The sequence below is a fragment of the Salifodinibacter halophilus genome, assembly GCA_012999515.1.
GTDB lineage: Bacteria > Pseudomonadota > Gammaproteobacteria > Nevskiales > Salinisphaeraceae > Salifodinibacter > Salifodinibacter halophilus.
Genome location: JABEEB010000885.1, coordinates 1 through 229, shown reverse-complemented (window position 1 = coordinate 229; position 229 = coordinate 1). Strand labels below are relative to the sequence as shown.

Here is a 229-nt window from a genome sequence, read left to right as displayed (position 1 = left end):
CTGGTGCGCGACCTGCGCGGCCGCCCGGGCGGCCTGGATGTGGGCGATTTCCGCACCCTGCCGATCGACTACGGCGCGCCGGTGATGGGCCGCTTCCTGGCCGATTCTGCGCCGTACGACATCGTCATGAACTTCGCCGCGCTCAAGCACGTGCGCTCGGAGAAGGACGTCTACTCGCTGCTGCAGATGATCGACACCAACGTGGTCCGGCACGTGCGCTTCAAGCGCT

General features: G+C 67.2%; 1 protein-coding gene. It reads left to right on the top strand.

Annotation, left to right across the window (positions count from 1 at the left end; all coding sequences use genetic code 11):
- A partial coding sequence (locus HKX41_14085) for a nucleoside-diphosphate sugar epimerase (protein ID NNC25263.1) occupies window positions 1-229 on the top strand: 229 nt, incomplete at both ends.